22 protein-coding genes are annotated in these 22,548 nt (G+C 74.6%); 17 read left to right on the plus strand and 5 right to left on the minus strand.

Annotated elements, in window-relative coordinates; all coding sequences use genetic code 11:
- Positions 1-21 precede the first annotated feature (21 nt).
- Positions 22-1,092, plus strand: a complete 1,071-nt coding sequence (locus tag AFB00_RS21070) for an aminotransferase class V-fold PLP-dependent enzyme (protein WP_068798631.1) — start codon at positions 22-24, stop codon at positions 1,090-1,092.
- A 32-nt stretch (positions 1,093-1,124) separates the two neighbouring features.
- On the opposite strand, the gene AFB00_RS21075 is transcribed toward AFB00_RS21070, so the two are convergent.
- The 3 genes from AFB00_RS21075 to AFB00_RS21085 form a co-directional block, all read right to left on the minus strand.
- Positions 1,125-1,466 (minus strand): hypothetical protein, encoded by a 342-nt coding sequence (locus AFB00_RS21075; protein ID WP_068798632.1) that lies wholly within the window; start codon positions 1,464-1,466, stop codon positions 1,125-1,127.
- Positions 1,467-1,598: 132 nt separating this feature from the next.
- Positions 1,599-2,084, minus strand: coding sequence for a ferritin-like domain-containing protein (locus tag AFB00_RS21080; RefSeq protein ID WP_068798633.1), 486 nt, complete (start codon positions 2,082-2,084; stop codon positions 1,599-1,601).
- Positions 2,085-2,151: 67 nt separating this feature from the next.
- A complete protein-coding gene (locus tag AFB00_RS21085; protein WP_156819665.1) occupies positions 2,152-2,655 on the minus strand; it encodes a hypothetical protein in 504 nt (167 codons plus the stop codon).
- Between the two features lie 291 nt (positions 2,656-2,946).
- Between AFB00_RS21085 and rimP the strand changes: the two genes are divergently transcribed.
- The 9 genes from rimP (at position 2,947) to AFB00_RS21125 (ending at position 12,104) form a co-directional block, all read left to right on the plus strand.
- A complete protein-coding gene (rimP, locus tag AFB00_RS21090; protein ID WP_068800518.1) occupies positions 2,947-3,549 on the plus strand; it encodes a ribosome maturation factor RimP in 603 nt (200 codons plus the stop codon).
- Complete coding sequence (nusA, locus tag AFB00_RS21095) at positions 3,546-4,586, plus strand: transcription termination factor NusA (RefSeq protein WP_068798635.1); 1,041 nt, start codon at positions 3,546-3,548, stop codon at positions 4,584-4,586. Before rimP ends, nusA begins: the two co-directional genes overlap by 4 nt.
- A 32-nt stretch (positions 4,587-4,618) precedes the next feature.
- On the plus strand, positions 4,619-4,996 hold the full coding sequence (locus AFB00_RS32220) for a YlxR family protein (protein WP_083275714.1): 378 nt from the start codon (positions 4,619-4,621) through the stop codon (positions 4,994-4,996).
- A 97-nt stretch (positions 4,997-5,093) separates the two neighbouring features.
- The gene (gene infB / locus AFB00_RS21100; protein WP_068798636.1) at positions 5,094-8,099 is read left to right on the plus strand and encodes a translation initiation factor IF-2; all 3,006 of its coding nucleotides are present in this window, start codon (positions 5,094-5,096) and stop codon (positions 8,097-8,099) included.
- 75 nt (positions 8,100-8,174) lie between these two features.
- Positions 8,175-8,465 (plus strand): DUF503 domain-containing protein, encoded by a 291-nt coding sequence (locus tag AFB00_RS21105; protein WP_068798637.1) that lies wholly within the window; start codon positions 8,175-8,177, stop codon positions 8,463-8,465.
- Between the two features lie 63 nt (positions 8,466-8,528).
- The gene (rbfA, locus tag AFB00_RS21110; RefSeq protein WP_068798638.1) at positions 8,529-8,975 is read left to right on the plus strand and encodes a 30S ribosome-binding factor RbfA; all 447 of its coding nucleotides are present in this window, start codon (positions 8,529-8,531) and stop codon (positions 8,973-8,975) included.
- Positions 8,972-9,988: a DHH family phosphoesterase gene (locus AFB00_RS21115; RefSeq protein WP_083275715.1), complete on the plus strand. Its 1,017-nt coding sequence runs from the start codon at positions 8,972-8,974 to the stop codon at positions 9,986-9,988. The genes rbfA and AFB00_RS21115 overlap by 4 nt, the downstream gene beginning before the upstream one ends.
- A gap of 82 nt (positions 9,989-10,070) precedes the next feature.
- Positions 10,071-10,724: a class I SAM-dependent methyltransferase gene (locus tag AFB00_RS21120; RefSeq protein WP_083275716.1), complete on the plus strand. Its 654-nt coding sequence runs from the start codon at positions 10,071-10,073 to the stop codon at positions 10,722-10,724.
- A gap of 3 nt (positions 10,725-10,727) precedes the next feature.
- Positions 10,728-12,104 (plus strand): MATE family efflux transporter, encoded by a 1,377-nt coding sequence (locus AFB00_RS21125; RefSeq protein ID WP_068798639.1) that lies wholly within the window; start codon positions 10,728-10,730, stop codon positions 12,102-12,104.
- 81 nt (positions 12,105-12,185) lie between these two features.
- On the opposite strand, the gene AFB00_RS21130 is transcribed toward AFB00_RS21125, so the two are convergent.
- A complete protein-coding gene (locus AFB00_RS21130) occupies positions 12,186-13,925 on the minus strand; it encodes a sensor histidine kinase (protein WP_068798640.1) in 1,740 nt (579 codons plus the stop codon).
- 78 nt (positions 13,926-14,003) lie between these two features.
- Positions 14,004-15,464, minus strand: a complete 1,461-nt coding sequence (locus tag AFB00_RS21135) for a cation:dicarboxylate symporter family transporter (protein ID WP_068798641.1) — start codon at positions 15,462-15,464, stop codon at positions 14,004-14,006.
- A 117-nt stretch (positions 15,465-15,581) separates the two neighbouring features.
- On the opposite strand from AFB00_RS21135, the gene AFB00_RS21140 reads away from it, so the two are divergent.
- From AFB00_RS21140 to AFB00_RS21170, 7 genes are all read left to right on the plus strand, one after another.
- Positions 15,582-16,241: a response regulator transcription factor gene (locus tag AFB00_RS21140; protein WP_068798642.1), complete on the plus strand. Its 660-nt coding sequence runs from the start codon at positions 15,582-15,584 to the stop codon at positions 16,239-16,241.
- Positions 16,242-16,252: 11 nt separating this feature from the next.
- The gene (gene truB, locus AFB00_RS21145) at positions 16,253-17,149 is read left to right on the plus strand and encodes a tRNA pseudouridine(55) synthase TruB (RefSeq protein ID WP_068798643.1); all 897 of its coding nucleotides are present in this window, start codon (positions 16,253-16,255) and stop codon (positions 17,147-17,149) included.
- 65 nt (positions 17,150-17,214) lie between these two features.
- A complete protein-coding gene (locus AFB00_RS21150) occupies positions 17,215-18,210 on the plus strand; it encodes a bifunctional riboflavin kinase/FAD synthetase (protein ID WP_083275717.1) in 996 nt (331 codons plus the stop codon).
- Between the two features lie 64 nt (positions 18,211-18,274).
- Positions 18,275-18,799, plus strand: a complete 525-nt coding sequence (locus AFB00_RS21155; protein WP_068798644.1) for a helix-turn-helix domain-containing protein — start codon at positions 18,275-18,277, stop codon at positions 18,797-18,799.
- A 129-nt stretch (positions 18,800-18,928) separates the two neighbouring features.
- On the plus strand, positions 18,929-19,441 hold the full coding sequence (locus AFB00_RS21160) for a 2'-5' RNA ligase family protein (protein ID WP_068798645.1): 513 nt from the start codon (positions 18,929-18,931) through the stop codon (positions 19,439-19,441).
- A gap of 181 nt (positions 19,442-19,622) precedes the next feature.
- Positions 19,623-19,892, plus strand: coding sequence for a 30S ribosomal protein S15 (rpsO, locus tag AFB00_RS21165; RefSeq protein WP_068798646.1), 270 nt, complete (start codon positions 19,623-19,625; stop codon positions 19,890-19,892).
- 308 nt (positions 19,893-20,200) lie between these two features.
- The gene (locus AFB00_RS21170; protein ID WP_068798647.1) at positions 20,201-22,486 is read left to right on the plus strand and encodes a polyribonucleotide nucleotidyltransferase; all 2,286 of its coding nucleotides are present in this window, start codon (positions 20,201-20,203) and stop codon (positions 22,484-22,486) included.
- The last annotated feature ends 62 nt before the right edge of the window (positions 22,487-22,548 follow it).

Consider the following 22,548-nt stretch of genomic DNA (forward strand, 5'->3'; position numbering starts at 1 on the left):
GCAACACTAGGGTCGGGCAGCATGGGAGAGACGATCACCGTGTTCGGCCGGGAGTTCCCCCGCCGGCCCGGCTACCTGAACACGGCGAGCATCGGCATCCCGCCGGTGGACGCGGCCGCGGTGCTCGTCGACACGGTGCGGCGCTGGTCGGCCGGGGAGACGGCGCCGCCGGAGTTCGACGACGCGGTCGAGACGGCGCGCGCCGGGTTCGCGGCGATCGTCGGCGTCCCGGTGGCCGACGTGGCCCAGGGCGCGACGGCGGCGGGCCTGATCGGGCCGCTGGCCGCCGCGGTGCCCGACGGGGCGCGGGTCCTCGTGGCGGCCGGCGACTTCGCCTCGGTGACGCGGCCGTTCGCCCAGCAGGCGCACCGCGGGGTGCGGGTGACCGAGGTGCCGCTGGACCAGCTCGCGGCGCACGCCCCGGAGCACGATCTCGTCGCCGTCTCGGTGGTGCAGTCCGCCGACGGCCGGATCGCCGACGTCGACGCCCTGACGGCGGTGCGCGAGCGGCACGGCGTCCGGCTGCTGTTCGACGTCACCCAGGCCGCCGGCTGGCTGCCGCTGCGGCTGGACCGGGCGGACGCCGTCGTCGGGGCGGGGTACAAGTGGCTGCTCGCGCCGCGCGGGGCGGCCTGGCTGGCGCAGCGGCCGTCGTGGGTGCTCGGCCCGCCGGCGGGGCAGCGGTGGCCGGACGTCGTCCGGCACGGCGCCGGCTGGTACGGCACGGTCGAACGGTGGGGCGGTGGCCTCTACACGCCGGACGCCGCCGCCCGGCCCGGCCCGGCCGGCGGTGAGGACTCACCGGTGTGGTTCGCCCACGCGGGGGCGGCGCTCACCGTGCCGTGGCTGGCGTCGCTGGATCCGGAGGCGTTGCGGGCGCACTGCGCCGGCCCGGCCGACGCGCTGCGCGAGCGGCTCGGGACGGGACCCACCGGTTCGGCCGTCGTGTCGGTGCGGGCCGACGGTGCCGCGGACCGGCTGGCCGCGGCCGGGATCACCGCTGCGGTCCGGGGCGGTGCGGCCCGGCTGGCGTTCCACCTGAGCAACACCGTCGACGACGCCGAACTCGCCGCGCCCGCCCTGCTGTCCTGAACGGGCGGGCGCACGGGGCCCGGGACGACCGGTCAGCCGGTGTTCTGGATGGTGCCCTCCAGCGCCGTCAGCCCACCGTCGGCCGCAGCGCACCCGGGGTTGACCGTGCCGCAGGCCGAGATGCCCTCCCGCGCCAGGTCGATGTCCTCGGTCTCGCCGGAGTCGGTACCCGGCTGCGGGGCACCCGGGTTGGGATCGGCGATCAGGCCCGGTCCGTCCTGGTCGATGTTCGGCGGCGGGTCCGCGGCGAACGCGACGGCGGGGGTGAGGAACAGCCCCGCGCCCAGGGCGAGCGACGCGGCACCGGCCGCGACGGCGCGGGCGACGGAGCGCGACGGGGCGGGGCGGGTGGTGCTCGGTCGTGCCAGTGACATGCTTCTCCCAGTGGGTCGGCGTGCCGCGGGCCGGCCACCGGAGGACCGGTCCGGGCGATGGTCCGGGGGACCCTCACCCACGCCGCCGCACGGTGTCAACCCGGTGGGCCGTACGGGCTGGTCCGTACGGGGTCAGCGCTGGGTGCGGCCGGGGAAGACCGGGATCGCCGGGCTCTGCTCGGTCGTCCGCCGCCAGAAGGCGCAGCGGACCGTGCACTCGGTCATCCGGGTCAGCCCGGCCTCGCGCATGTCCGCGTTCGGGGCGCGCTCGACCAGCGACCGCCAGGCGGCGACGGCGTCGTCCTCGGCGGTCACCAGCAGGACCCCGGCGGACAGCGGGTCGACGACCGGCTGCGGCGGGCGGTAGGCGGGCTGCGCCGAGGTCGGCCGCTCGTTCAGCTCGGTGAGCGCGTCCCCGGCGTCCTGGCGGAGCTTGCGGTGCGCCGCGAGATCGGCGGACGCCCGCGCGGCGAGATCCGGCGGGAGGAACGCCGCGGCCGAGGAGTACGCCCACACCGCGGCGTGCTCGCAGGCCAGCGCCCGCTGCAACGCCTCGATCGCGACCAGTGCCGACGGCGGCCGCTCGTCGTCCTGCGCCGGGTTCCGGGCGGGGGTCATCGCGATACCTCGGATCGTCGGCTGCAGGGCGGGCCGTGCTGCGGACGCCGGCACGGGCGTGCCCGGTTCATCGCAGCTCCGCCACGTACGCGGCACAGCAGGCCGCCACCTCGGCGACCAGCCCCACCTGCTGCGCCGACGCCCGCGGGACGACCTCACGGGCCGTCCGGACGGCCGCGTCGACCGAGTCGCGGACGGCGACCACGTCCGCCACGGGCGGTGCGGCCGGGACCGGGGCGGCCCCCGGCGGACGCCCGCCGGCCTGGTCCAGCGCGGCGGCGTGCTCCATCCGGGCCGCCCGCAGCGGCTCGAGCCGCCCGGCCAGGCCCGGGTCGGCGGTGACCGCGGTCGCGACCACGGCCGCGTCCATCCGGGCCGCGTCGGCCATCGCGAGCAGGGCGTCGGACACGTCGTCCGCGGGCTGCTCCGACGCGCTCGAGCACCCGGCCAGGACGACCGGCAGGAGCACGGCACCGGCACCGGCGGTGCGGAGCACCCGGCGCCGGGTCACACCCGCCGGTGCCGGGACGGGCCGCGGCCCGCCGTCCGGCACCGTTCGTCTCCGCTGCATCACGATCGGTCATGCTGCCAGCCCGGCCGCGGGACCCCGCCACCGACCGGGCGACCCGGACGGACGCCCCCGACGCGCACGGCCCCCGACGCGCTAGGCTCACCGGCCGCCCCTGTCCGTTCCTCCGGTGCGTCGTCCGCGGGCCCCGCCCGGGCCGTCGCACGCACCCGGACCGAGCCGCGCCGCCCGGCGGGACGCCCCCCGGCGGCCACCCGGGCCCGACCCGGGTGACCCACCCGGGTGACCACACCCGAGCGACCCCACCCGCGTGACCACGAGGAGAGCCACCCGATGCGCAGTCCGGACCCCGACCAGCTGGCCGACCAGCTGCGCGGCGTGCTCGAGCCGGTGGTCACCGCCGCCGGGCTGGAGATCGACGCCGTGGAGGTCCGCACCGCCGGGCGGCGGCACGCGGTCAAGCTCGTCGTCGACCTCCCGGAGAGCTCGGACGCCACCGGGATCGACCTCGACGACATCGCCCGGCTGAGCCGCAGCGCGGCCACCGAGCTCGACCCGCACGAGCACCTCATCGAGGGCTCCTACACGCTCGAGGTCACCTCCCCGGGGACCGACCGCCCGCTCACCACCCCGCGGCACTGGCGTCGGAACTTCCTGCGGCTGGCCCGGATCTCGCTGACCGACGGCGCCGAGCTGCACGCCCGGATCGGCCGGGCCGGCGCCGAGCGGGTGCAGGTCGCGATCCCGGGCAAGAAGCAGCCCGAGCCGCGCGAGCTCGCCTACGCCGAGATCAGCCACGCCCAGGTGCAGGTCGAGTTCAAGCCGGCGCCGGCCGCCGAGGTCGCGTTGCTCGACCCGGAGCGCGCCGCCGCGGACGGCACCACCACGAGCAGCACCAGCAGCACAGACCCGAGCGGATCCGAGGAGAACCGGTGAACGTCGACATCCCCGCGCTGCGGGCCATCGAGCGGGACAAGGAGATCCCGTTCGAGACGGTGCTGGACGCCATCGAGACCGCGCTGCTCACCGCCTACCGGCACACCGACGGCAGCCACTCCCAGGCCCGGGTCGAGGTCGACCGGCGGACCGGCGTCGTCCGGGTGCTGGCCCGGGACCCCTCCGACGCGGCCGAGGACGGCACGCCGGGGCCGGAGTTCGACGACACCCCGGAGGGCTTCGGCCGGATCGCCGCCACCACGGCCCGCCAGGTGATCGTGCAGCGGCTGCGCGACGCCGAGCACGAGCGGACCTACGGCGAGTTCGCCACCAAGGAGGGCGAGGTCGTCGCCGGCGTCGTGCAGCGCGACGCCCGGGCCAACGCCCGCGGCGTCGTCGTGGTGGCGCTGGGCGGTTCCGGCGGGACCGAGGCCGTGCTGCCCGCCGCCGAGCAGGTACCCGGCGAGGTCTACAGCCACGGCGACCGGATCCGCTGCTACGTGGTCGGGGTGACCCGCGGCCCGCGGGGCACGTCGATCACGCTGTCGCGCACGCACCCCAACCTGGTGCGCAAGCTGTTCGCCCTGGAGGTCCCGGAGATCGTCGACGGCTCGGTCGAGATCGTCTCGGTGGCGCGGGAGGCGGGCTTCCGCTCCAAGATCGCGGTCCGCTCCTCGCGGTCCGGGCTCAACGCCAAGGGCGCCTGCATCGGCCCGATGGGGGCGCGGGTCCGTGGCGTGATGGGCGAGCTGGCCGGCGAGAAGATCGACATCATCGACTGGTCCGAGGACCCTGCGGAGTTCGTCGGCAACGCGCTGTCACCGTCGAAGGTGGTCTCGGTCACCGTCCTGGACGAGCGTGCCCGGGTCGCCCGGGTCGTCGTCCCCGACTTCCAGCTGTCCCTGGCCATCGGCAAGGAGGGCCAGAACGCCCGCCTCGCCGCCCGCCTGACCGGCTGGAAGATCGACATCCGGAGCGACGCCGACCCGGGTGACCCGGTCGGTCCCGGTCCCGACCCGGTGGGGGCGTCGTCGTAGCCGGAGGGACCCCGGGGCGACCGGCCGAGGGAATGCCCGGCCGCGACGCTGCGCTACACTCACAGACGGCCCGCGGTCGCGGTCCGTCGCCCGTTCACACCCGGTCGGTTCCGATCCGGACCTGTGTGGGGTGCCGGACGCGGGAACGGGCCGACGCACTGTTGCGAGTGGTCGCGGAGAACGGTCGAGCAGTCCCGGATCCGCGCCGTCGCCTCCCCGGCCGGGGTGCCTGGTTGCACCCACGGACGGGGTGTCTGGACCGGGCCGAGCGTCGCTCGGCCTTCGTCAGGGCGCTGCGCCTCCGGGTCGCACCGGAGACCGGTGCCGTCCGGCACTGGGTCCAGGAACAGCAGGGGACAGGGAGCCTCCCGGTCCCGTCATCGGAAGAAAGCAAGGTCGACCAGTCATGAGCCAGCAGTGAAGATCGCACCATGAACGTGCTTCGACACTAGGTTCGAGGTCGAGCGGGATGCTGCCGCCCGGCCTCCGGTCAGGACAAGGAGAGCAGTGGCAGGCAAGGCCCGCGTGCACGAGCTCGCGAAAGAGCTCGGACTCAGCAGTAAGCAGGTCCTCAGCAAGCTGCAGGACCTCGGGGAGTACGTGAAGTCTCCCTCCTCGACTATCGAGGCCCCCGTCGTGCGCAAGCTGCGCGACTCCCTCGCCGACGGTGGCAGCGGCCAGCGTCGCGGTTCCGGTGCGCCCGGCGGCGGTCGCCCGCGTGCCGGTGGTGGCGTCCCCCGCGGTTCCGGCGCACCGTCGCCGTCGCGTCCGGGAGCCCCCAAGCCCGGCCCGACCCCGGGAGCGGGCCCCGCCCCGAAGCCCGGCCCGCGCCCGGGTCCGCCCGCACCGGCCGCCCCGGCCCAGCCGGCGGCCCGTCCGGACGCCCCGAAGCCCGGCCCGGCGGCGCCCAAGCCCGCCGAGCAGGCCCCGGCGGCGGAAGCCGGCACGCCGGCCTCCGCCGAGCCGCGTCCCGGTTCGGCCGCACCCCGGCCCGGCCCCAAGCCGGGCCCGGCCGCCCCGAAGCCCGGCCCCAAGCCGGAGCAGGGCGGTCAGGGCGGTGGCCAGGCCGGTCAGGGTGGCGGAGCCCCGCGGCCCGGCGGTGACGCCCCGCGCGGTCCCCGCCCCGGTCCGCGTGCCCCGCGGGTCGGCAACAACCCGTTCGGTGTCGGGCAGGGTTCGCCGAAGCCCGGCCCGCGCCCGGCCGCCCCGCCGCAGCAGGGTGGTCAGCAGGGTGGCGGAGCGCCGCAGCAGCCTGCGGCCCGCTCCGGTGAGGCCCCGCCGCGTCCGCCCCGTCCGGGCGGTGGCGCCGGTGGTCCGCGCCCGAACCCGGGCAACATGCCCCCGCGGCCGAACCCGGGCATGATGCCCGCGCGTCCGGCGGCCGGCCGGCCCGGTGCCGGTGGCGGCGGTCGTGGTGGCCCCGGCGGTGGCCGTGGTGGCCCCGGCGGCGGTCGTGGCGGTCCCGGTGGCGGTCGTCCCGGTGGTGGCGGCGGCGGTTTCCGTCCCGGTGGCGGCGGTCCCGGTGGTCCGCCCCCGGCCGGTGGTGGTTTCCGTGGTCGTCCCGGTGGTGGTGGCGGCGGTCGTGGTCGCGGCGGTGCCGCGGGCGCGTTCGGCCGTCCCGGCGGCCCGGCCCGTCGTGGCCGCAAGTCGAAGCGGCAGAAGCGCCAGGAGTACGACGCCATGGCCGCGCCCTCGGTGGGCGGCGTCCGCCTGCCCAAGGGCAGTGGCGAGACGATCCGGCTGCCGCGTGGCGCGTCGCTGACCGACTTCGCCGAGAAGATCAACGCCAACCCGGCGTCGCTGGTGCAGGTGCTGTTCCACCTCGGCGAGATGGTCACGGCGACCGCGTCGGTCTCCGACGAGGTCCTGGAGCTGCTCGGCCAGGAGATGAACTACCGGGTCCAGGTCGTCTCGCCGGAGGAGGAGGACCGTGCGCTGCTCGAGTCCTTCGACATCGAGTTCGGCGACCTCGGCGACGAGGACGCGCTGGCGGCCCGCCCGCCGGTCGTGACCATCATGGGTCACGTCGACCACGGTAAGACCCGGTTGCTGGACACGGTCCGCAAGGCGAACGTCCGTGAGGGCGAGGCCGGCGGCATCACCCAGCACATCGGTGCCTACCAGGTCGACGCCGAGCTCGAGGGCGTCGAGCGGCAGATCACCTTCATCGACACCCCGGGTCACGAGGCGTTCACCGCCATGCGTGCCCGCGGTGCGAAGTCCACCGACATCGCGGTCATCGTGGTGGCGGCGGACGACGGTGTGATGCCGCAGACCGTCGAGTCGATCAACCACGCCCAGGCGGCGGACCTGCCGATCGTGGTCGCGGTCAACAAGATCGACGTCGAGGGTGCGAACCCGCAGAAGATCCGTCAGCAGCTCACCGAGTACAACCTGGTGGCCGAGGAGTACGGCGGCGACACCATGTTCGTCGACATCTCCGCCAAGCAGGGCACCAACATCGAGTCGCTGCTCGAGGCGATCCTGCTGACCGCGGACGCGGCGCTCGACCTGCGGGCCAACCCCGACATGGACGCCCAGGGCGTCACCATCGAGGGGCACCTGGACCGCGGCCGCGGCCCGGTGGCCACCGTGCTGGTCCAGCGCGGCACCCTGCGGGTGGGCGACTCGGTCGTCGCCGGCGACGCCTCCGGGCGCGTCCGGCGGATGGTCGACGAGCACGGCAAGGACGTCACCGAGGCGCTCCCGTCGCGTCCGGTCCAGGTCATCGGCCTGACGTCGGTGCCGGGTGCGGGCGACACGTTCCTCGTCGTCGACGAGGACCGGGTGGCCCGTCAGATCGCCGACCGGCGGCGTGCCCGCGAGCGGAACGCCGAGCTGGCGAGCCGTCGCAAGCGCGTCAGCCTGGAGGACCTGGACGCCGCGCTCAAGGAGACGAACACCCTCAACCTGATCATCAAGGGTGACAACTCGGGCACCGTGGAGGCGCTCGAGGAAGCCCTGGTGAAGCTGGACGTGGGTGACGACGTCGACCTGCGGGTCATCCACCGCGGCGTCGGTGGGATCACCGAGGGCGACATCAACCTCGCCATCGCGGACAACGTCATCGTCATGGGCTTCAACGTCCGTGCCGAGGGCAAGGCCACCGAGCTGGCCAACCGCGAGGGCGTGGAGATCCGCTACTACTCGGTGATCTACCAGGCGATCGAGGAGATCGAGGCGGCCCTCAAGGGCATGCTGAAGCCGGAGTACGAGGAGGTCGAGCTGGGCCGCGCCGAGGTCCGCGAGGTCTTCAAGTCCTCCAAGTTCGGCACGATCGCCGGTTGCCTCGTGATGGCCGGGGAGATCCGCCGGAACGCCAGGGCGCGCCTGCTGCGCGACTCGACGGTGGTCCAGGAGAACCTGCCGGTCTCGTCGCTGCGCCGGTTCAAGGACGACGCGGTCGAGGTCCGTGAGGGCTTCGAGTGCGGTATGACGCTCGGCAACTACTCCGACATCAAGGTCGGCGACGTCATCGAGACGTTCGAGATGCGGGAGAAGCCGCGGAGCTGATGGTTCGACGCCACGGGGCGGCCGGTGATCCACCGGCCGCCCCGTCGGCGTTCGCGGCCCGCCCGAGGAGGTGTCGTGTACGTCGGAGCACTGGAGTGCGACGTCCTGCTGGGTGACGTCCACTCGCTGAAACAGAAGCGGTCGGTGGTGCGCCCGCTGCTGGCCGAACTGCGCCGGTTCGAGGTCGCGGTGGCCGAGGCCGGGCACCTGGACCTGCACCGCAGGGCGTTGATCGGGGTGAGCTGCGTGGCCGCCGACGCCGGGCACGTCACGGAGCTCCTCGACCGGTGCGAGCGGCTGATCGCCGCCCGTCCGGAACTGGAACTGCTGTCCGCCGGGACGCGGCTCTACGGGCCGGAGGACTGACCCCCCGGCGGGTCCGGGCCGTGCCTAGACTCGTCCGCAGCACGACGGTGGAAGGAGCACGACATGGTCGACCAGGCCCGCGCACGCAAGCTCGCCAAGCGCATCTCGCAGATCGTCGCGGAGGCACTCGAGCACGAGGTCAAGGACCCGCGCCTGTCGATGGTGACGATCACGGACACCCGGGTCACCGGGGACCTGCGTGAGGCGACGGTCTTCTACACCGTGATGGGGGAGTCGCTGGAGGTCGCGCCCGACACCGCCGGTGCCGCGGCCGCGCTGCAGAGCGCGGCGGGGGTGCTGCGCACCAGGGTCGGTCAGCTGACCGGCGTCCGGCACACGCCGAGCCTGGCCTTCGTCCCCGACGAGGTCCCGGACTCCGCCCGCCGGATGGAGGAGCTGCTGGCCCGCACCCGGGAGTCCGACGCCGAGGTGGCGCGACTGGCCGCGTCGGCGTCGCCGGCGGGGGAGGCCGACCCCTACAAGGCTCCGCGGGAGACCGAGGCGGAGTGAGCGCGCCGACCGAGCACGCGGAGTCCACGGGCCCCGGGCCCGGTGCGGTCGACCCGGCCGGCGCCGCGGCGTTGCTGCGCACCGCCCGGGGCGAGGTCCTGGTCGTCGGGCACGTGCGGCCGGACGCGGACGCGGCGGGCAGTGCGATCGCGCTGGCCACCGCCCTGCGCCGGTCCGGTGTCGCGGCCGTCGTCTCCTTCGGCGGGCCCGACCCGGTCCCGGAGCCGTTGCGGGCGCTGGACCCCGACGGTCTCGTGGTCGCGGCGGCCGACGCGCCCGCGGCCCCGGACGTGCTCGTGTGTTGCGACATCTCCTCCGCCCCCCGGATCGGTGACCTGGCCGGGCGGCTGGACACCGCCCGGGTGTCACTGGCGATCGACCACCACGCGTCGTTCGTCCCGTTCGCCGGGCACCATCTCGTCGACCCGGCGGCCGCGGCGACCGTGCTGCTGGTCCGCGAGGTGATCGCCGAGCTCGGGATCGACCTGGACCGGGTGCTGGCCAGGGCCCTGTTCGCCGGGCTCTACACCGACACCGGCGGTTTCCGCTGGGGCGGTGCGACGGCGTTGCGGCTCGGCGCCGAGCTCGTCGACGCCGGTGCGGAACCGCGCAGCCTGATGCGGGAGCTGTCCGGGACCCGGCCGTTCGGCTGGCTGGCCGCGCAGGCCGGGGTACTGGCGGGGGCCCGCCGGGAGCCCGCCGGGGCCGGGGACCGGCCGCTGGTGTGGGCGACGATCGACCCGGCGACGGCGGCGCAGTACCGCGACCAGGTCATCACCGTCGTCGGCCAGCTGCTGGCCACCGCGGGCGACGGGGTCGCGGCCCTGCTCACCGAGGTCGAGCCCGGCAGCTGGTCGGTGTCGTTGCGCGGCAGCGGCGACCCGGACCTGTCCCGGGTCGCGACCGCGCTCGGCGGGGGCGGTCACCCGGGTGCCGCCGGGTTCGAGCGGGACGGCAGCCGCGACGAGCTGCTCGGGCTGCTGCGCGGCGCGCTCGCCGAGCGGGAGCCGTGACGGCGGCGGCCGACGTCACCCGGTCCGGTGTGACGTGGCTCCGGGACGTAGCGTGGTCCGCGATCCCCTCAGGAGGTTGCGCGTGAGTTCCGAGCCCGCTCCGGGACACGACGGTGCCAGCGGATGGCGTGAGTTCCTCGGCGCCTGGGTCCGCAACCCCGCCCGGGTCGGTGCCGTCTGGCCGAGCTCACGGCAGCTGTCGGCGAAGCTGGCCCGCGTCGCACCCGGTCACGGTGCCCCGGTGGTGGTCGAACTGGGGCCGGGTACCGGCGCGGTGACGACCGAGGTCGCCCGCAGGCTGGCGCCGGACGGGCGGCACCTCGCGGTCGAGCTCGACCCGGGCATGGCCCGGTACCTCACCGGGCGGCACCCGGGCGTCGAGGTCGTCAACGGGGACGCCCGCAAGCTGGGCACGCTGCTCGCCGAGCGCGGCATCGAGGGAGTCGACGCGGTCATCTCCGGGCTGCCGTGGTCGCTGTTCGACCGCCAGACCCAGCGCGAGATCCTCGGCCAGGTCGTCGACGTGATCGGCGAGACCGGCTCGTTCTCCACGTTCGCCTACTCGCACACGCTGCCGATGCCCTCGGCCCGCCGGTTCAAGGCGACCCTGCAGGAGACCTTCGACGAGGTCGTGATGACCCGCACGGTGTGGCGCAACGTCCCGCCGGCGTTCTGCTTCCTCTGCCGCCGCCCACGCCCCGCGCAGGACGACCGGCGGACCGATCCGGCGCACTGAGCGGTGACCACCGCGGAACGCACCCCGGGTGGGGCGCGGGACATCCTGCGGCTGGCCGTGCCGGCCCTGCCGGTGCTGGCCGCCGAACCGCTCTACCTGCTGGTGGACACGGCCGTCGTCGGGCGGCTGGGCGGGGTGGCGCTGGCCTCGCTGGCCGTCGCGGCGGTGCTGTTCGCACAGGTCACCACCCAGCTCACCTTCCTGTCCTACGGGACGACGGCGCGGGCGGCGCGGTTCTTCGGCGCCGGGCGCCGGTCGGCCGCGGTCACCGAGGGCGTGCAGGCGACCTGGCTGGCGCTCGCCGTCGGCGTCGTCGTGGTCGTGCTGGGCCAGCTCGTCGCCGCGCCGGTCGCCGGGGTGCTCGCCGGTGGCGGGGAGATCGCCGAGGGCGCGGTGTCGTGGTTGCGGATCGCGCTGTTCGGCGCGCCGTTCGTGCTGGTCACCCTGGCCGGGAACGGCTGGATGCGCGGGGTGCAGGACACCCGCCGGCCGATGTACTACGTCCTCGCCGGGAACGGGCTCTCCGCGGCGCTGTGCCCGGTACTGGTGCACGGCGCCGGCGGGTGGCAGGGCTGGGGCCTGGAGGGCTCGGCGGTCGCCAACGTGGTCGCGCAGATGGTGTCGGCGGCGCTGTTCCTGGCTGCGCTCGCCGCCGAGCGGCGCCGCGCCCCGGCCGGTGCCCCGGTCCGGTTCGCCCCGGACGGCGCGGTGCTGCGTGCCCAGCTGACGATGGGCCGGGACCTGGTGATCCGGTCGCTCGGGTTCCAGGCCTGCTTCCTGTCCGCGACGGCGGTGGCGGCCCGCTTCGGCGCCGAGTCGGTCGCCGCGCACCAGGTGGTGCTGCAGCTGTGGGTCTTCCAGTCCCTGGTGCTCGACGCCGTCGCGATCGCCGCCCAGGCGCTCGTCGGGTCGGCCCTCGGCGCGGCCGGGGGCGGCGGCCCGGACGGCGACGGCGCCGCCCACGCCCGGGCCGTCGCGGCGAGGGTCACCCGCTACGGGCTGGTGCTGGGCTGCCTCTTCGGGCTGGTGTTCGCCGCGCTGTACCCGGTGCTGCCCGGAGTGTTCACCACCGACGCCGCGGTGCTCGCGACGATCCCCGCCGCCTGGTGGTTCTTCACCGCGCTGCAGCCGGTGGCCGGTGTGGTGTTCGCCGTCGACGGGGTGCTCCTCGGCGCCGGTGACGCCGCCTTCCTCCGGACGACGACGCTGCTCGCCGCCCTCGGCGGGTTCCTGCCGCTGATCTGGCTGTCGCTGCTGTTCGACTGGGGGCTGGCCGGGATCTGGACGGGGCTGACCACGTTCATGCTGGTCCGGCTGGTCGCGGTGGGGTGGCGGGCGCGCTCGGGACGCTGGGCGGTGACCGGGGCCGTACGGCCCTGACCCGGCCGCCGGGTGAGCGCTGCCCGTCCCGCCGGGCCCGGCCTCGGGCTTCGCAGTACCCCCGGGCGCACGACAGGTACCTCAGTGCGGTGTCGAGGTCGTTCCGGAGCCCTGGTGCACCGCTGGTGAGCCGGGGCCGGGGTCCGCGGCGGAGGTGGGGTCCGCGAGCGGCAGCCGCACGGTGAACACCGCGCCGCTGCCGTCGGGGCGCCGGCCGACCGCCACCGTCCCGCCGAGCCGGCGGGAGATCCGGTCGACCAGGGCCAGGCCGATCCCGCGTGGGCGGCCACCGGGTGTCGCGCGGGTGCTGAAGCCGAACGTGAACAGCTCGCGCGCCGCCTCCTCCGGGACCCCCGGCCCGCTGTCGGAGACCTCCAGGACGGCCGAGCCGTCCTCGGTCCGCACGGCGACGCCGACCGCCCGCTCGGTGTCGTCCGGCCGGTCCGCCACGACCTCAATGGCGTTGTCGACCAGGTTCCCGGCCAGGGACACCAGGTCGTCCGCGGCGAACGGTAACCGGAGCCCGGGCAGCACGTCGGGATCGCAGCCGTCGTGCACGGTGAACGTGACGTCGCGCTCCGCGGCCTGCCACGCCTTGTCCGCGAGCAGCGCGGCCAGCACCGGGTCGAGCACCTCCGCGACGACCGCGGCACCCGGCCCGCGGGTCCGGTCCAGCGCCGCGCTCCCGGCCGCGGCGGCGTCGGCGGTGTCGCCCAGCTCGACCAGCGTGAGGACGGTCTGCAACCGGTTCGCGAACTCGTGGGCCTGGCCGGAGAGCGCGTCGACCTTGCCGCGGGCGTCGTCGCGCTCGCGCAGCGCCCCGGCCAGCTCGGTGCGGTCGCGCAGGGTGAACACGCGGGTGCCGGCCCCGGCGGCGGGACCGGCCGGACGGCTGTTGACCAGCAGTACCCGTTCACCGGCCAGCGCGGCCTCGTCCCGCAGGTCCTCGCGCAGGCCGCGGAGCAGCACCGCGAGCACCGCCGGGTCGATGCGCAGCCCGGTCAGCGGCCGGCCGGGTTCCGCGGTGTCCGGGACCCCGGTCCGCGGATCGGGCGGGTCGAGCAGTCGCCGGGCCTCGCCGTTGACCACGACCAGGCGGCCGCCGCCGTCGACGACGAGCAGTCCCTCACCGACGGCGTGCAGGACCGCCTCGTGGTGGGTGTAGGCACCGGCGATCTCCTCCGGCTCGAGGCCGAGGGTCTGCCGGCGCAGCCCGCGGGCCAGCCAGACGGCGAGCACGACGCCCAGCAGCAACGCCCCGCCCGCCGCGGCGACGATCCCCGGCAGCCAGCGCAGCGCCAGGTCGCTGACCCGGGTCTGCAGCACACCGACCGAGACGACGGCGACCAGCCGCCCGTCGAGGGCGACCGGGGTCACGGTGCGCACCGACGGGCCGAGGGTGCCGGTGTAGATCTCGGTGGAGGTCTCCCCGTTCAGGGCCGGGGCGATGTTGCCCTGGTAGGGGTAGCCGATCTCGTCCGGGTTGTAGTGGCTGTAGCGGATGCCGTCCGGGGACATCACCACGATGAAGCTGGTGTTCGTCGCCAGGCGGATCCGCTCGGCGACCGGCTGCAGGTCCGCGGACAGGGTGCCGACGTCGCCACCGGCCCGCAGCGGGCCGAGCACCTCCGGGTCCGAGGCGACGCTCAGGGCGGTGGCCCGGGTGAGCCGGGCCGCGGCGTCGGTCTCCAGCTCCTGCGCGCCGTAGACACCGAGGGCGGCGAGCCCGCCGACGGTCAGCAGCACGGTCACGACCTGCAGCACGAGCAGCCGCCGGACCAGGCGGGACCGGCGGAACTCGGAACGGAACGGCCGGCGCACGGGCCCACCTTCCCACCGCAGGGGTGGGAGTGGGGACCGCGCGCCGGCCGTTTCGCCCGAGGAGGAGCCGCGCTGCCGTCAGGAACCGGCCGCGACCGGTGCCTTCTCCTTGTCGGTGCCGGGGTCGGTGTCGGTGCCGGCCTCGATCTGGGCGGTGGCACCGGAGCCGTGCGCGGCGTCCATGGCGTCCTCGACCAGCGACGGGTCGTCGAGCACCGCGGCGAGCCGCTCGCGGTCCAGCTCGCCGTTCCAGCGGGCGATGACGAACGTGGCGACGACGTTGCCGATGCAGTTGGTCAGCGCCCGGCCCTCGGACATCACCCGGTCGATGCCGATGATGACCGCGATGCCGATCGCGATGGCCTCGGCGGTGAAGAACTCCCCGCCGAAGGCCTGCAGCGACGCGGACAGCGTGACCAGGCCGGCGCCGGTGATGCCGGCGGCACCCTTCGACGTCAGCACCATCAGCAGGGCGAGGCCGATCTGCAGCCCGATCGGCAGGGTCTCGCCACCGGCCTGGGCGATGAACAGCGCACCCAGGGTCAGGTAGATGCAGGTGCCGTCGAGGTTGAACGAGTACCCGGTCGGGATGACCATGCCGACGGTCTGCCGGGAGGCACCCGCCGCCTCCAGCTTGGTGAGCAGCCGCGGCAGCACCGACTCCGAGGACGAGGTGCCCAGGATGATGAGCAGCTCGTCCTTGATCAGCCGGATGACCTTGAAGACGTTGAAACCGGCGAACGCCGACACCCCGCCCAGGACCACCACGATGAAGAACAGGCAGGTGCCCCAGAAGACGGCCATCAGCTTGAGCAGGTTGGTCAGCGACTCCGCGCCGAACGCGGAGACCGTGTAGGCCATGCCGCCGAAGGCCGCGACCGGCGCCGCCCACATGATCAGCTTGATGATGCCGAAGACGACCTTGGCGATCGAGTCGATCCCGCCGACGATCCGCTCCCGCATCGCCGGGGCGAGGCCGGAGATGGCGCAGGCGGTGAGGATCGCCAGCACCAGGACGCGCAGCACCTCGTTGTCGACGAACGGGCCGAGGAAGCTGGTCGGCAGCACGTCGTCGAGCAGGAAGCCGACGACACCCTCGTTGCCGGAGGCGGAGCCCTCGGCGAGGTCCTCGTTCGCCTTGGCGAGCTCCTCGGGCGACGGGACGCCGGTGAAGCCCACACCGGGGGCGAAGACGTTGGCCGCGATCAGGCCGATGGTCAGCGCCACCGCCGTCGCGATCAGGAAGTAGAACAGCGCCCGCACGGCGAGACCGCCGGCCCGGGCCAGGTTGCCGATCGAGGCGATACCCACCACGACCGTGCAGAAGATGACCGGCCCGACGATGACCTTGATCATCTGGATGAACGCGTCGGCGAGCCACTTGAGGTTCTCGGCGAAGCCGGGCGCGACCAGCCCGACGACGACACCGGCGAGGATGCCGATGATGACCCAGAACCAGAGCTGGGTGTAGAAGCGCTTGCGCGGCCGGGTGGGGGTGGTCCCCGCACCGGAGCCGTCAGCGGTGGCGGCCTGGGCCATTGTCCGTCCTCCTCGACGTGTTCGGTGCCGAAACGATGTCGGAGGTCGGCCCCCGGCGCCAACCGGAGCGGTACTCCTCTTGAGGAAGGTTTGAGGAAACGGACTACTGTGACGCCCGTGCGTGTGCTCCTGGTCGAGGACGACGCCGTCCTCGGCGACGCGTTGCGCCGCACCCTCGTCAAGCACGGGTACCCCACCGACCTGGTCGGCAGCGGGACCGCGGCGCTCGGCGCCGTCGCCGAGCGCGAGCCGGACGTCGTCCTGCTGGACATGGGTCTGCCCGACCGGGACGGCATCGGCGTCTGCCGGGAGATCCGGTCGGTGTCCCGGGTGCCGATCCTCGCCATCACCGGCCGCGGCGACGTCGCCGCGCGGGTGCAGGGCCTGCGCGCCGGGGCCGACGACTACCTCGTCAAACCGGTCTCCACCGACGAGCTGCTGGCCCGGATCGACGCGGTGCTGCGCCGCTCGACCGGCGCGGCGGTCGCCTCGACGGTGGCGGTGGGCGCCGTCGTCGTCGATCTCGACCGGCGGGCGGTCACCGCGGACGGCACCGAGATCGCGGTGACCCGCAAGGAGTTCGACCTGCTCGCGGCGCTGGCCCGGCGGGAGGGCGCGGTGCTGCCGCGGACCGAGCTGCTGGAGCAGGTCTGGGGGATCGCGGACGCCTCCGCGGCCCGCACGCTGGAGGCACACGTCGCGTCGCTGCGGTCCAAGCTGGCGCCGCACGACGTCGTCGTGACGGTGCGTGGGATCGGGTACCGGCTCGCGCGTTAGCGTCTGCGGCCGTGGCACCCCGAACCCCGCCCCCGCCGCCCGGACTCGTGATCGTCGACAAGGACCGTGGACCGACCAGCCACGACGTCGTCGGGAAGCTGCGCCGGATCATGGGCACCCGCAAGGTCGGGCACGCCGGGACGCTCGACCCGATGGCGACCGGCGTGCTGGTCGTGGGGATCGAGCGGGCGACGAAGCTGCTGGGGCACCTGTCGCTGGACACCAAGGCCTACACCGCCACCGTCCGGCTCGGGCAGGCCACCGACACCGACGACGCCGAGGGCGAACCGCTCGCCGAGCCGGTGCCGGTGACCGCGGACGAGGCCGGCGTCCGGGCGGCGATGGCCGTGCTCACCGGCGACATCATGCAGGTCCCGAGCGCGGTGTCGGCGGTGAAGATCGACGGGAAGCGTGCCTACCAGCGGGTCCGCGACGGGGAGACGGTCGAGATCCCGGCCCGGCCGGTCACCGTGTCCGCGTTCGAGCTGCGCGAGGTGCGGACCGACGGCGGGTTCCTCGATCTCGACGTCGCCGTCGAGTGCTCCTCGGGGACCTACGTCCGGGCGCTGGCCCGCGACCTCGGCGCGGCGCTGGGCGTCGGCGGGCACCTCACGGCACTGCGCCGCACCCGGGTCGGGCCGTTCACCCTGGAGCACGCGCGGACCGTCGAGCAGCTCGCCGGGGACCCCGGGCTGTCCCTGGACCTGGCCGCCGCGGTCGACACCGCGTTCCCCCGGGTCGAGGTCGACGCCGACGCCGTCACCGACGTCCGGACCGGGCGGTCGCTGCCCGCGGCCGGGGTCGGGGGCACCTACGGCGTGTTCGGCCCGGACGGGGCCGTGCTCGCCCTGATGGCCGACCGTGGCCCGTCCGCGCGCCCGGTCGTCGTGCTCGACCCGGCGGGCTGACCGGCGCGGCACCCGTCCGGGGCGGGGGCACCCCGTCCCGTCCCGGCTGCCGTAGGCTCGCCGCCGTGCTGCGCTGGCGTGGTCTGGAGTCGGTCCCGCCCGGCTGGGGACGCTGTGTCGTCACCGTCGGGGTGTTCGACGGCGTGCACCGCGGGCACCTGCAGCTCATCTCCCGGGCCGTCGAACTGGGCCGCGAACGGGGCCTGCCGGTCGTCGTGGTGACGTTCGACCCGCACCCGGCCGAGGTCGTCCGGCCCGGCACCCACCCCGCCCGGCTCTCGACCCTCGACCGGCGGGCGGACCTGGTCGCCCGGACCGGCGCCGACGTGTTCTGCGTCCTGCCGTTCACCGAGCAGCTCTCCCGGATGGAACCCGCCGGGTTCGCGCACGAGGTGCTGGTGGACCGGCTGCACGCGGCGGCCGTCGTCGTCGGGAGCAACTTCACCTTCGGCCACCGGGCCACCGGCGACGTCGCGGCGCTGGGCGAGCTGGGCCGCCGGTTCGGGTTCACCTGCGAGGCGCTCGACCTGATCGCCGACAGCGACCCGGTCGAGGTCACGTTCTCCTCCACCTACATCCGGTCGTGCATCGACGCCGGGGCGGTGCGCGACGCCGCGCACGCGCTCGGCCGCTGGCACCGGGTGGACGGCGTGATCGTGCACGGCCACAAGCGGGGCCGGGACCTGGGCTACCCGACGGCGAACGTGTCCAGCGCCCCGTACACCGCGATCCCGGCGGACGGCGTCTACGCGGGCTGGTTCCGGATCGGGGACCGCAGGCTGATGGCCGCGATCTCGGTCGGGACGAACCCGACCTTCTCCGGCCGGGTCCGCACGGTCGAGGCGTACGCGCTCGACGTCGACGAGGACTTCTACGGCCACCGGGTCGCGGTCGAGTTCGTGGCCCGGCTGCGCGGGCAGGAGCACTTCGACGGCATCGAGCCGCTGATCGCGCAGATGGGCCGTGACGTGCAGCGCTGCCGGGAGATCCTCACCGCGACCGGCGACGCGACCGGCCCGGACGACGTCCCGGGCGGCGCGCCGCCGGACGTCGCGGGATGAGTGGAATTCCCCTATCCACGCCATTCGCCCACGGTGACCGTGCCGGACGGCGCAGGATCGTCACATGGACGATCCTGCCGGTGACCAGGTGGCGGCGAACCGTGCACGGCAGCGGGAGATCTACGGCGAGCCGCTCGGCGAGCGCGTCCGCCGGCTGACCACCGGTCTCGGGATCACCCAGGCCCGGCTCGCGGCGACCCTGGGGCTGAGCCCGGCGATGCTGTCCCAGCTCTCCGGCGCCCGCCGGGTCAAGATCGGCGACCCGGCGGTGCTGGGCCGGATGGCGACCCTGGACCGGCGCCTCGCCGCGGGCCCGGTCCCGGCGCCCGAGGTCGAGAACCTGCTGGCCGCCATCCGGTCGGAGCCGACGCGCTGGGGCCCGCCGGCGTGCGGGCGCTGTGGTGCGGGGGCCGGGGACGACCTCCCGGCCGGAGCCCGTGCCCGCCGTCCCCGCCCCGCCCCGCCGTCCGCCGACGACGCGTTGCGCGGGGTCACCGCCCCGGCCCGGCTGGTGGCCGCGGCCGCCACGCTGGCGCCGTCGTTCCCGGAGATCGCCGAGGTGCTGCGCCGGGCCGCCGCCCGTCGCTGAGGCCGCGCCCGCCCGGTGCGCCGCGTCTCGGCGCGGCGGGCCGCGGGTGGGTCCGGCAGGCGCTCCCGCCCCGCACGCCGGGGTGACACCCTGGTCCGGAGGGCGCCGGGGTGCGGGGGAGGGGATCGGATGCGGTTGTTCACCGCACTGTGGCCGCCGCGAGAGGTCGTCGAGGCCCTGGCGGCGGCGGTCGACGCCCACCCGCCCTGGCACCCCGACGGGGCCTGGCGCCCGGTCGATCCGGGTTCGTGGCACCTCACCCTGTGCTTCCACGGCGAGGACGACGCCGCGACCAGGGCCCGGGAGCTGGACCGCGCGTTCGCCGGAGCGACGGCCCCCCGGCTGCGGCTCGCCGGGACCGGGACGTTCCCGGGTGTCGTCTGGGCCGGGGTCGCCCCGCCGGGGGCGCTGGCGGATCTCGCGGTCCGGGCCGGGGCGGACCCGTCGGCGTTCCGGGCGCACCTCACCCTGGCCCGCCGGAGCCGCCGTGACCGCGACCGTCCGGAGCTCGCGCCGGGCCGTCCCGCCGACCGGCGGTCCGCTCCGGTCGAGGGGCGATACTGGACCCCCACGGAGGTCCTGCTGGTCGGGTCGGAGCCGGGCGGCCGCTACACACCGGTGCACCGGGTCCCGTTGGGGTGACGTGGTCCCACCAGCCGTGGGTCGACGACGGCCGGTGATCTCGTCGCTGGTACCGTTCCGGTCGGGTCCGGCTGCAGTCCGCGGCGGCCGCGACCGTCCACCTGCCGTTCCACCACCCGATCCGGGTGGGATGCGTGACCGGCACGGACCCGCGGACCGACTCAGAACGAAGGAGTGAGCCGTGGCCCTGTCCACTGCCGAGAAGAAGACCACGCTCGAGAAGTACGGTAACCACGCCACCGACACCGGGTCCCCCGAGGCCCAGGTGGCGCTGCTGACCCAGCGGATCACCGGTCTGACCGAGCACCTGAAGCAGCACAAGCACGACCACCACAGCCGGCGCGGCCTGCTGCTGCTGGTCGGTCGTCGGCGCCGGCTGCTCAAGTACCTGCGCGCTGTCGACGTGGCCCGTTACCGGGCCCTGATCGAGAAGCTGGGTCTGCGCCGCTGACCCACCGCCCGACCCGGCACCGGATCCCGGTGCCGGGTCGAGTCGCATCGGCGCCGTGACCCGGCGCCGGTGCCGTGCGACGACCGCACAGCACCAACGGCACCAACAGCACCACGGATCCACCGCACCACAACTCCACAGCCCCGCCACGAGACATCCGGACATCCGCCGGTCCTCGGTAGTGGCTCCCGGGAACACACGTTGCCGGCAGCTTCGATCGAAGGCCGGCCCAGCAGGGGATCGAGCCGGACGTCGTCGGGGGCGGGCGCATCAGACACACTCCCAACGACGAGGAGAGAAATCCCCGTATGACTGACGTCATCTCCGAGGACGGCGTGCACGAGAGCACGGCCGTCATCGACAACGGTGCCTACGGCACCCGCACCATCCGGTTCGAGACCGGGCGGCTCGCCCGCCAGGCCGCCGGATCCGTCGTCGCCTACCTCGACGACGAGACCATGCTGCTGTCCGCGACGACCGCCTCGAAGCGGCCGAAGGACCAGTTCGACTTCTTCCCGCTGACGGTGGACGTCGAGGAGCGGATGTACGCCGCGGGCCGCATCCCCGGCTCGTTCTTCCGCCGCGAGGGCCGTCCCGGCACCGACGCGATCCTGACCTGCCGGCTCATCGACCGGCCGCTGCGCCCGTCCTTCGTGGACGGTCTGCGCAACGAGATCCAGGTCGTCGTGACGGTCATGTCGCTCGACCCGAAGGACCCCTACGACGTCGTGGCGATCAACGCCGCGTCGGCGTCCACCCAGCTCGCGGGCCTGCCGTTCTCCGGCCCGGTCGGCGGCGTGCGCGTCGCGCTGATCGCCAACGAGGCCGGCACCGACACCCAGTGGGTGGCGTTCCCGACCCACGACCAGCTCGAGCGCGCCGCGTTCGACATGGTCGTCGCGGGCCGTGTCGTCGGCGACGGTGACACGGCCGACGTGGCGATCATGATGGTCGAGGCCGAGGCCACCGAGCAGACGATCGACCTCGTCGCGGGCGGCGCCAACGCCCCGACCGAGGACGTCGTGGCCGACGGTCTGGAGGCGGCGAAGCCGTTCATCCGTAGCCTGTGCGTCGCCCAGCAGCAGCTGGCCGACGTCGCGGCGAAGCCGACCGCGGACTACCCGCTGTTCCCGGCCTACCAGCCGGACGCGTTCGACGCCGTCTCCGAGGCCGTCGAGTCCGAGCTGGCGCAGGCGCTGACCATCGCCGGCAAGCAGGAGCGCGAGTCCCGGACCGACGAGATCAAGGCGTCGGTGCTGGACAAGCTGGGCGAGCGCTTCGCCGGCCGGGAGTCCGAGCTGGGCAACGCGTTCCGCGCGCTGAACAAGAAGCTCATCCGCCGCCGGATCCTGACCGACCAGGTCCGGATCGACGGCCGCGGCCTGACCGACATCCGGCCGCTGTCGGCCGAGGTCGAGGTCATCCCGCGGGCGCACGGCTCGGCGCTGTTCGAGCGCGGCGAGACCCAGATCCTGGGTGTCACCACGCTGAACATGCTGCGCATGGAGCAGACGATCGACTCGCTCGGTCCGGAGACCTCCAAGCGCTACCTGCACCACTACAACTTCCCGCCGTTCTCCACCGGTGAGACCGGCCGCGTCGGCTCGCCGAAGCGGCGCGAGATCGGCCACGGCGCGCTCGCCGAGCGGGCGCTGCTGCCGGTCCTGCCGAACCGCGAGGAGTTCCCCTACGCGATCCGGCAGGTCTCCGAGGCGCTGGGGTCCAACGGCTCCACCTCGATGGGCTCGGTCTGCGCCTCGACGATGTCGCTGCTCAACTCCGGTGTGCCGCTCAAGGCGCCGGTCGCGGGCATCGCCATGGGCCTGGTGTCCGACCAGGTCGACGGCCAGACCCGCTACGTCGCGCTGACCGACATCCTCGGCGCCGAGGACGCGTTCGGCGACATGGACTTCAAGGTCGCCGGCACCAAGGAGTTCGTCACCGCGCTGCAGCTCGACACCAAGCTGGACGGCATCCCGTCCGAGGTGCTGGCCGCGGCGCTGAGCCAGGCCCGTGACGCCCGCCTGACCATCCTCGAGGTGATCGGCGAGGCCATCGACGGCCCGGACGAGATGAGCAAGTACGCGCCGCGGGTGACCGCGGTGAAGGTCCCGGTCGACAAGATCGGCGAGGTCATCGGCCCGAAGGGCAAGATGATCAACTCGATCACCGAGAAGACCGGCGCCGACATCTCGATCGAGGACGACGGCACCATCTACGTCGGTGCGAACGACGGCCCCTCCGCGGAGGAGGCGATCGGCATGATCAACGCGATCGCCAACCCGCAGCTGCCGAAGGTCGGCGAGCGGTTCCTGGGCACGGTGGTCAAGGCCGCCGCGTTCGGTGCCTTCGTCTCGCTGGTCCCCGGCAAGGACGGCCTGATCCACATCTCGAAGCTCGGCAACGGGAAGCGGATCGGCAAGGTCGAGGACGTCTGCAAGGTCGGCGACAAGATCCGCGTCGAGGTCACCGACATCGACAACCGGGGCAAGATCAGCCTCGTCCCGGTCCAGGAGGGCGGGGACGACGCCGAGGCACCGGCGGACGCCGAGGTCACGGCCGACGCTCCGGTCGAGGCCGCCAACCCCAGCTGATCCGTCGGCTGACGACGATTCCGCAGCGGCGGTCCGGGACCACGGTTCCGGGCCGCCGCCGC

The organism is Pseudonocardia sp. HH130630-07, from assembly GCF_001698125.1.
In the GTDB taxonomy this organism is placed as follows: domain Bacteria; phylum Actinomycetota; class Actinomycetes; order Mycobacteriales; family Pseudonocardiaceae; genus Pseudonocardia.